The organism is Acetivibrio straminisolvens JCM 21531, from assembly GCF_000521465.1.
GTDB lineage: Bacteria > Bacillota > Clostridia > Acetivibrionales > Acetivibrionaceae > Hungateiclostridium > Hungateiclostridium straminisolvens.
In genome coordinates this window covers 1-9415 of sequence record NZ_BAVR01000093.1, presented here as the reverse complement: position 1 = coordinate 9415, position 9415 = coordinate 1, and the positions used below count along the sequence as shown (strand labels likewise).

Here is a 9415-nt window from a genome sequence, read left to right as displayed (position 1 = left end):
CAAATTATAAAATATCATCACCGGATTTTATAAATCCTGTTCCATAAGCAAATACCTTTTTAGCATCGTCATGTCTGTAGAATTTATATTGGAATCTCCGTTTAAATCGGCAGCCAGTTTTCCGTTTTCATTCGGAAATTTATCAATAATTTTAAGCAAATATCTTTTTAGCATGGAATAATCTGTTGAATTTACTTTTAAGTCTCCGTTTACATCTCCCTTAATTATTTTGGGTGAAGGTGACGGTTCCGGATTTGATATAGGTACCAGTTTCCAATGCTGATTTGCTCCTTCTGCATCGGACCACTGTTGAATTATTCCACCGTCCGCGGTTGACCATTTTTGCACGTCTATCAGCTTTTCGCTGTGCCGGCTGGAAATCTTGTAATAACCGTCCCCTATATCTATGAACTTCCAGTGCTGATTGTACCCGCCGTTGCTGGTATACTGTATTAAAACGCCGCCATTTTCCTTGGATTCGTCTTTTACATCCAAAGCTTTGCCGCTTTTAACGTTTACAATCTTTTTATAACCGCTGCCCACGTCCACAAGATACCACTGTTGGCTTAAAGAGCCGTTGTCGCTCCATTGAACAATTTGAGCCGCATTTTCGGTGGAACCGTCCAGGACATCCAGTACTTTTCCGCTGTTTTTGTTTACCAGCTTATAGCGCGTAGTATCCGGTATGTACTCATAAACTTTTCCGGAATAAGCATCAATCTTTATTGAATCATAATAGGGAAGTTCAAGCTTTGTATCTGATATGAAATTTATCGGAAGCCACACATATTGGGAGTCATTAACCTTTCCTCCCCAAGCGCCGGCCCAACGGTCTCCTGTATACAGATAGGTAGTCTCAACACTTCCCTGAACGGGAATGATATATGCCGGCTGTGACCTGTATGTGGTTGAATTTCCGAGGTTGTGGAGTGAAGACCAACCGCTGGCCAAATCTCTGGAATAGGCGTATTTTGTCTGGTTGGGGTTCCATCCTGTGCAACCGGAGGTAATCAGGTAGTAGTAGCCGTTTCGTTTTATGAGGCAGGGTGCTTCTCTTTGCTGTCCCACAAACAGCTTTGCTTTAAGGGATGCGATATCTTTATAGTCGGGGGTTAATTCATAAAGGTGCAAATCCATGTTTTCATTGGATGAGGATATAAAATACCCTTTGCCGTCGGTGTCTACAAACACATTGCAGTCCCTGGACATATATCCCGGAAGGCCATGATCCATGACACCTGTATCTTGCATGGGACGAAAGCTGCGAATATATGTGAATTTGCCGTCGGGGGTTTTGCAGTATGCAACAGCTGCCCTTGCCTGTCCATAATTTATTCCGTTTTCCCAGTGCATCCACATAATAAATTCACCCGTTGATGAGTTATACATAACTTTCGGCCTCTCAATATTGCATTGGTTGAGTTCAGGGGCGGAATTAGGAGTCAGTACCTCTCCTCTGTATTCCCAGTTTACAAGGTCTTTCGATCTGTAACAGCGTACACCCAAAAAGTAGTTGGAGTTGTCTCTGTATTCACCGTACCAGTAGTAATAGTCCCCATGCTTTAACAAGCCTCCTCCATGGGCATGTATTATATTTCCCGATGTGTCTTTAAACTGAGTTCCGTTTACTATGACCCCATTATCTGCCGACACGTTGAAACTTTGGACAGTTCCAATTATAAAAGCCATAAGGACTAGGGTTAAAACAAACCTCAGCCCAAAATTTTTTTGACCACTTTCCATCCCCCCTATAAATGATACTATTATTAAAAACAGCATTTGAATGCAGCTTACAATACAAATAAAGCAGATTTCACAACTATTTTCTCATAATGTAACTGCAAGTTCAACTTACAATTGGAAATCTCTCAATATAACTCTTTTAAGGATTGACATATCGGTGGAATTAACTTTGCCGTCTTTGTTTAGGTCTGCAGCTTTGATATCATCTTCCACCGGTAGATCTACAATTTGTTTTAAAAGATATCTTTTCATGAGTGACATATCTGTAGAGTTTATTTTGCCGTCACCGTTTAAATCTCCGGTCAAAACCTCATTTTCCGTGCTATCTGAGACCGCATGGAGCGCGGAGGAACTGTTATTGCCTTTCCGTCGGAGAATGTAACCTTCTTTGCAACAGACGAGACATTGTATGCAACATAGGTTCTGGTGTTGTTTTTGACAAATACTGAGTACAGCGGAGTGTCTGCAGTTACACTAAAATCGGGAAGCCCTAAGCCGTCAAGATTACAAATCCAATGATATGTATGGGCCTTGCTTTCTCCATCCTCGGGAACAATGCTTTCATTCCACATGTTTTTAGCTGCCGCAGGATCATAAAGAGCGTAATACATATACTGTATATCCTTCCAGTTGGGAGGTTCCGATGTTCCACATTCTTTTAACATCTCCTCATAGTTTTCCTTTACATAGCCAGGGTCTTTTCCAAGATACAATGAAGCAGCTGTTATTGGAGGAAAGTTTATACCGTGCTTTTCGGAATTTGTACCGTCCCACCAGATTTCATGGCAGTATTTGCTCCCCATACCATGGAAGCGTAATTATGCCCGTAGGAAGGTGAAAAAATATCTTTGTATAAATCAAACCAGTAATTGTTGATAGCTTCAATCTCAGTGGTATAGAGATAAATTCCCAGATCCCTTATAGTTTTGTTTCCCGTTGCTTCTCCCCATAAAATTATTGCCTGCCATGCATTGATTGCCTCCGATGACGACTCCTGATTGTTGCCGTCTGCAAATCCGGCATGTCCTGCTGCCCAAGAATGGCCTTCGTACGGGTCAAAATTTCTTAAGAAAGGAAATCTGGTATCGCTTCTATCCCAGTTTGCAATTTCCTTAATTAACAACTCGGTCATTGCTCCCCAATTCTCCTTGGATGCCATTGGGGGTCTCTTAATGCTATTTGAGCTGCAGCGTGAAGAAAATAGCCGTAATGGAAGTGGTGGTCATTTAGCTGTTCGTCGCTTCCGTAGCTTGAAGGATAGCCTATCAGGGTTCCCCAGTTATTGTCATAATAAAATAGTTTTGCTGTTTCTCCTTCTTTTGCAGTAAACCAGTCTTCCAAAGATGATTTCATGAAGCTTATAAACTGGTTTGCGGCAGAAGTATTTCCAAGCTGCTCCGCAATGGGGAGGGCGCATGAAAGCTTGCCAAGATGCTTTCCAAACCAATAGGTGTCATTGGAAAGAGGAGCATTTGCGTTAAGAGCCAGTTCATTGATATATCTATTCAATGCTTCCCTGTCATAGGTTCCTTTATCGGGAAGACTTGGAAGAATCCCATTGAAGCGATATACAGTCTTAAAACTTGTTCCTTCCAGCGTTTTCATTGTGCCTCTTAGTGTCAAATAAGTGTATGGAAGAGGCGAAATATTAGAATTAATGCGCCATTGATGAGGATAAAGGGTAAAAATCGTGTCTTTGGTTGTTCCTTCTTTTACAGATACTTCCGCTGTAAAAGTAGTAGTAAGAGTACTTTCAATCTCATTGTAGCTCCAGTCTACCTTCGTATCGGTTACAAAGGCATAGGCATGCTCTTTAAAATATGTAAGGGTGGAAACTTCGTTGTCGGGTAAAACGGCAATTGAAAAATAGTTTTTTCCTGCCGGAAGAATACAAGTTATTGTGCTAGTTCCAATTCCCTGCCATATAGAACCGGCAGGAGCAAAAAGGCCATAATTCACACCGTTTATTGTAATGCCAAGATATTGGGTACCGGAATTTCCGTAAAATACTGCAGGAGTACCGGAAAAATCAAGCCGGGGATTTCCTCCTGAAAAACTAAAATAGGCATAGGGACTTCCCTTTATCAATGTCGACTTGATGATGTTTGAACCCGATGCCATAACTACATCAACGGAAAAATCGGATATTTTGTCTGCCCTTGCGTCGGGAAAAGTCCGAAAGGATGAATGACCAACGGTAAAATCATTCTTATGGGCACCGATATAAGCTATTCCTGAGCCTCCTAATGCAGGCTTGCCCACTTCAATACCTTCAGTTTTAAATTTAAACGTCAAAGGATGAGCATATATCGGAAGCGAATACTGATTCCACAAAACTGAGCTCTCCCAGCTGTTGGTCGGAATCGCTCCCTGCAAATTGGAAGTCTTGTAGATTTCCGATTGGGGACTTGGCCCCTATAGGCAAAACACCGGTATAACTTCCGGCTCCCTCCCGGTAATACTGGGCACCGGCAATTTTTAGAGGTTGTACAACTCCAAACAGCACTATTGCTATAAGTAAAAGCGATAGTACTGCTTTTTTCTTTGACATAGGTTTCCACCCCTTTGTAAACAGTTTCTATATTTATAATTTACATTAGCTGCTTTCTTATAGGCAATCCATACGTTTGATTATTAGTACAACCATAAAATAGGAAATAATCCATATGTATATATATTATACCATGGATAAATACTAATTGTGTCAAAAAACTTACTGTATTCTTACTGTATTAATATTTATAGAAATGCAATGGAGAACACTTAATTATGAATATGAAGATGAACGATAAAATTGAAAAAGTTTTATGGAGCATTGCTTTTCCCGGACTAGGGCAGCTTCTAAACGGTCATATAATCAAAGGCATTTTCTTTATGATTCTCGAGCTAATCGTAAACCATTGCTCCAATTTAAACAGCATCATAATATACAGTTTTGTAGGAAATATACAGGAGGCCATCAATAATTCAAATTATCAATGGTTGATGTTTTATCCGTCTTTATATCTCTATGTAATGTGGGATGCTTACAAGTATGCAAAAGGAGACCACTCTCCCATGGATTCTCTTCCTTATGTGTTTGCTGCATATTTGGGAACCGTTGGCATTGTATACTCTGCATCCTTTAACATTAATGGCATATTTTTCGGTCCGGTATGGCTTACTTTAATTTTTATGGTAATAGGTATCATTATCGGTTGCTCTATTCAAAAGCAAATTAACAAGAGGTCCGGATTAAATTCCGAAAAAAATAGAAATATTTCAATACTTTATATTTTATAGGGATCTTCATCAAGAAGGTAGGATAGCATTTCGTTTTTTGTCTCCTTCTTGTATATCCATTCCCTCATTTCTTTCAACCTTTCATAATCCCAGCGTCCAAACTTTTTTATGTATTTATCTTGAAGGTTTTCCCTTGCTGCTTCTTCTCGAATTCTCTTTTGCCAAGGTCTCGTAAAAAAATTGTGTATTTGCCCGTGCAGATTGTTCAGTTTTATATTGTCCCATTCGTTTTTATCGAACCAAACCCCATTACAGTTTCCACAATGTTCCACATAAAAATCCAACCTATTGTCAACCCTGTACTTTATAAGTATTCTGCCGCAGTCCGGGCATATTTTTGCCTGAACGGTATCATTAACCGGCAAATAATTTTTAATATTAAAGGGTTTGCATATTAGATTTGAATTGCTTGTATGCCATTTCCAATAATCCTCATACCTCATCCAATTTCCGCCGCAAGATTTGCAGAAATATGCATAGAGCTCATCAATCAGACTTGTTTTTTCCAGAAACACATCCTTGCATATGGGACATTTCATAAAATTTCACACCTCCTATTATTATTTTTATTAGTACTTGTACATAAATATTCTTATATTTAGACAACCAAGCAAAACGTAAATATATAAATTGACTTGAAAGTAAAATATGATATTATAATACTGCATATTTTTATAAACAAAGGTCGAAAGAAAAAACAAAATATATACTCAAAGGCAGTAAGCTTTGGGTGAACGGAGGGATTGATGTTAAAATGAAAATGTATATTACCAAAGAAGATCTTGCACAGCTTACTGATAGTCAGAAAAAGAATCTCAATGATATGTGGTATCCCCAAAAATATGACCTTGCCGTCGCCAATATATGTACCAATGCAGAAACCGAAGAGTACCAGCAAATTGAATTTGTTGTGGGAGATATCAGGGTCTATCACACCCGCTTTATTCTCTATGATTTGATGTTTTTAAGCAACATGAATAATGATGATATTTCCGAGCAAGAAGAAGCTTCGACGGAACTTGAGCCTGAAGAAGATTCCGATTTCGATGAAAACTACGACAACGAATATGACTTGGATGAAGAATCGGATGAGGATGAAAACTTTGACTGCTTGTTTATCCGTCCTACTACATTCACCAAGGAGGAATGCCTTCCTCTGCTAAGTATTGGCCAAATGATTGAAATCTTAAATAAAAACAAATCCAAGTTGTACGATTTTTATCTTCTGGCCGACAATGGCCAATTTGCCACAGAAATGGGAAGCAAAGACTACAATCTTTCCGGCTATGGAAGCGACTTTGAATCAAAGGAACTATGCGATGTACTCTGGGAATGTGTCAAACTCGTTCTATAAGCAAACCCAAACCGTTCAATAATTTCAAAAGTCCAAATTATGCCCGGTGTTGGAAAATTTTATCCAACACCGGATATTTTGCTGCCGATTCGCAATTTTAAATATGCGTTATTTTTTTCTCTCTATTACAAATTTATATACTATGTATGCGGCAATTATAACTATGGCTATGGGTAAAAGTGTGTAAGCGAGCCATGAAACCAATTTAACAGCTATAACCAACAGTATAATGGCAACAATTATTGTTATCACCGATTTAACCGTATTATTTTGCATAACAAATCACCTCTATTAATATTTTTAATTTATTATACGATAAAATTAATTTTTGTCTAATAAAAATTAATTTATTTTATTTATATGTTAATTTGTTTAATTTAATACAAGACAAAATATAAAAACTCCAGCAAATAATCACTGGAGTTTATTAATCAATTTTTTTCTGAGCTAAGTTAATGTTATGCCGGCATAAGCAGAAATTGATTTTTCGGTTTTAAATTAAAGAGATATACCCACAGAATTTATCAGGTAATTGAGTTTATCTTTATCAAGGTTTTTCTTAAGCTCAACTCCTTTAAGGTTCAATAATCCTACAGGATAAACGGGTACATTGAATGTTGAAAACAGATATTGATTCAACCCGCTCAGTTGTGAACCTCCTCCTATGATAAAAATCTTCGAGATTGGCGTACCATAGCACCTTTCAAGATAAAACTCAAAACATTTTGCTATTTGCCGGGTAAGCCTTTCAATAAAGGTGCTGACTTTTCCGTAAGTTATAACATGTTCCCTCTTTGAAAGATTGTTGGGAACAGTCATTCCGTACGTCTTCTTAAGTCTTTCGGCTTCTTGCAGACTTATATTCATTTCCCTCGCAATATGTTCGTCAATGTTGGAACTTCCGGAGAGAATAACCTTATTAAATTCAAGAACTCTGTCTTTGAGAAAATTAACAATTGTCGTCTCCGAACCAAAGTCCAATACTGCAAAGGTATCACTTTCCACTTTTTTATACCTTCTCTTTGAGTAATACTCATCCATATCTCTTGTAAGAATTTCTCTGTTGAAAAATTTAGCAGTACTGTTTGCGGGAATATCAACAGCCAAAGGCTTCAGATCCAGACCCTGCAGTACATCAACATAACTTTGAAGAATATTTTTAGGTACTGCTGTCACAAAAACCTTGTACTTCTCATTATCCTTTTCCTTTATTGTTTGAAGGATTTTGTAGTCAACCCTGTAATTATCTATATCAATTGGGAGAAATTGAGGCATACTGTTTTTTACAGTAAAATCTTCGCTTTCTCCGTGCACTTTATTAATCAAATAGATTCTTGTGATTATATTGGTTCCGGACATTATAATCTTAGCGTTTTTGGCTTTCATATTCTGTTCTCTTATAACGTTCTTGACCACACTTAATACCCTGTCAACGTCATATATTGCACCATTCTTAATGCAATCGGGCGGGGTCGGAACAATACCATAGTTCTCAATAAAAATACTATTGTTCTTTTTTACAGAAACTTCGACAACCTTAATATTCCGATATCCAACATCTATGCATACCATCGAAGTCTTTTTCATAAATAAATCCAGCAGCATCTACGCATCTATCCCCCTTATAAAGTGCACACTTTATGATTAAAATAACATAAGACGTTGTATTGTGTATAAAATGGGGTACAATACCAGTCATAAAACACATTAATTTACATAATACAACTTCCGCATATATAAAATAATCAGTATGATAAATAATTATAGCACAATAGTTTTTAGATTTCCACCATATAAAAATTAATTCATCTTATTTTTCTTTATTTCCCTTTTGCTTAAATTATCCAAACAAGAATAATTTTTATAGCCCTTGGGAAATTCTTTTTAATGCCCCAATTGTAGTATCTATTTCTTCAATAGTATTAAAACATCCTACACTCAGCCTGACTGTTCCCGTCGCCTTTGTTCCAATCGTTTCATGGGCCAAAGGTGCACAATGAAGACCCGACCTTGAAGCAATGCCGTACATTTTATCAAGCATAACGCAAATTTTAGCGGAATCCATACCCATAAAATTAAATGAAATAATACCGGAGTTTTTTTCCATGTCTTTAAGGCTATAGAGCTTTATTCCGCTTAAATTCTCTATACCTTCATATAATCTTTTTATAAGCATATGTTTATAAATTCTAATATTATCAATTCCAAAACTTTCAATAAATTTAATTCCAAATCCCAGACCAACTATGCCGGGGGTATTTAAAGTTCCGCTTTCAAGAATATCCGGAAAAAATTCCGTTGATAGAAGCTTTCGGAACGACTGCCTGTTCCTCCTTGCATTATTGGAGTTATTTCCACCTTTTCACTTACATAAAGAGCTCCTACTCCTTGAGGACCAAGCAAGTCCTTGTGCCCGGGAATTGCAACCATGTCTGCCTTGATTTCCTGAACATCCAGTCTTATTGAGCCTGCCCCCTGGGATGCATCAACAAGAAATATTATTTTATTATCTTCGGCAATTCTCCCAATATCTTTTATAGGCATTATTATACCATTTACATTGGAGGAAAGGGAACATATAATCATTTTTGTGTTTTTCTTTATACTTCTTTCAATATCCGTTACATCAATCTCACCGAAATAATTCCCCCATACTATAGTAAGCTCGATAATGTTGTTTCTTTCTAAAGTTTTTAGCGGCCTTAATACAGAGTTGTGTTCCATGCTGGTTGTAATTACATGATCGCCTTTTTTTAAGACTCCGTTAATCGCAATATTCAAAGCTTCCGTAGCATTTTTGGTAAAAACCACCCTCATCGGATTTTCTATATTAAAAAATCTTGACACTATCTCCCGGGTCTCATATACAGCCCTGCCCGATCTCATTGACATCTCGTGTCCTGACCTTCCGGGATTTGCACAAAACTCCTTCATACAAAAAAGCATCTCATCATAAACTCTCTGAGGTTTTGGATATGAAGTTGCGGCATTGTCAAGATAAATCATTTTATTTCATCCTTATATTATTATAATTTG

The 9415-nt window shown here is 37.5% G+C and carries 6 protein-coding genes and 2 pseudogenes; 2 read left to right on the top strand and 6 right to left on the bottom strand.

The annotated features are described in order from the left end of the window. Positions 1-27 precede the first annotated feature (27 nt). Complete coding sequence (locus JCM21531_RS16035) at positions 28-1743, bottom strand: RICIN domain-containing protein (protein ID WP_038291340.1); 1716 nt, start codon at positions 1741-1743, stop codon at positions 28-30. A gap of 108 nt (positions 1744-1851) precedes the next feature. Then, positions 1852-4168: pseudogene (lam81A, locus tag JCM21531_RS25210) on the bottom strand (glucan endo-1,3-beta-D-glucosidase Lam81A). Positions 4169-4518: 350 nt separating this feature from the next. Here lam81A and JCM21531_RS16020 point away from each other — a divergent pair. Then, positions 4519-5025: a hypothetical protein gene (locus tag JCM21531_RS16020; RefSeq protein WP_054847149.1), complete on the top strand. Its 507-nt coding sequence runs from the start codon at positions 4519-4521 to the stop codon at positions 5023-5025. Here the strand turns inward: JCM21531_RS16020 and JCM21531_RS16015 are convergent. Continuing rightward, entirely contained in the window at positions 5013-5564 is a 552-nt protein-coding gene (locus JCM21531_RS16015; protein ID WP_038291336.1) for a zf-TFIIB domain-containing protein, read from the bottom strand. The genes JCM21531_RS16020 and JCM21531_RS16015 overlap by 13 nt on opposite strands. A 191-nt stretch (positions 5565-5755) precedes the next feature. On the opposite strand from JCM21531_RS16015, the gene JCM21531_RS16010 reads away from it, so the two are divergent. Next, positions 5756-6379, top strand: coding sequence for a hypothetical protein (locus JCM21531_RS16010; RefSeq protein ID WP_243467847.1), 624 nt, complete (start codon positions 5756-5758; stop codon positions 6377-6379). 108 nt (positions 6380-6487) lie between these two features. On the opposite strand, the gene JCM21531_RS19375 is transcribed toward JCM21531_RS16010, so the two are convergent. The 3 genes and pseudogenes from JCM21531_RS19375 to JCM21531_RS16000 all read right to left on the bottom strand — a co-directional run bounded on the left by JCM21531_RS19375 (position 6488) and on the right by JCM21531_RS16000 (position 9385). Beyond that, on the bottom strand, positions 6488-6655 hold the full coding sequence (locus JCM21531_RS19375; protein ID WP_173400206.1) for a hypothetical protein: 168 nt from the start codon (positions 6653-6655) through the stop codon (positions 6488-6490). A gap of 222 nt (positions 6656-6877) precedes the next feature. After that, positions 6878-7984: a pilus assembly protein PilM gene (pilM, locus tag JCM21531_RS16005; protein WP_038291332.1), complete on the bottom strand. Its 1107-nt coding sequence runs from the start codon at positions 7982-7984 to the stop codon at positions 6878-6880. A 256-nt stretch (positions 7985-8240) separates the two neighbouring features. Continuing rightward, positions 8241-9385: pseudogene (locus JCM21531_RS16000) on the bottom strand (aminotransferase class V-fold PLP-dependent enzyme). Positions 9386-9415 lie beyond the last annotated feature (30 nt).

Excerpts from the sequence above, each read along its gene's own strand:
- JCM21531_RS16015 (WP_038291336.1), bottom strand. The coding sequence starts at position 5,564 with ATGAAATGTCCCATATGCAAGGATGTGTTTCTGGAAAAAACAAGTCTG.
- JCM21531_RS19375 (WP_173400206.1), bottom strand. The coding sequence starts at position 6,655 with ATGCAAAATAATACGGTTAAATCGGTGATAACAATAATTGTTGCCATT.
- JCM21531_RS16035 (WP_038291340.1), bottom strand. The coding sequence starts at position 1,743 with ATGGAAAGTGGTCAAAAAAATTTTGGGCTGAGGTTTGTTTTAACCCTA.
- JCM21531_RS16020 (WP_054847149.1), top strand. The coding sequence starts at position 4,519 with ATGAAGATGAACGATAAAATTGAAAAAGTTTTATGGAGCATTGCTTTT.
- pilM (WP_038291332.1), bottom strand. The coding sequence starts at position 7,984 with ATGCTGCTGGATTTATTTATGAAAAAGACTTCGATGGTATGCATAGAT.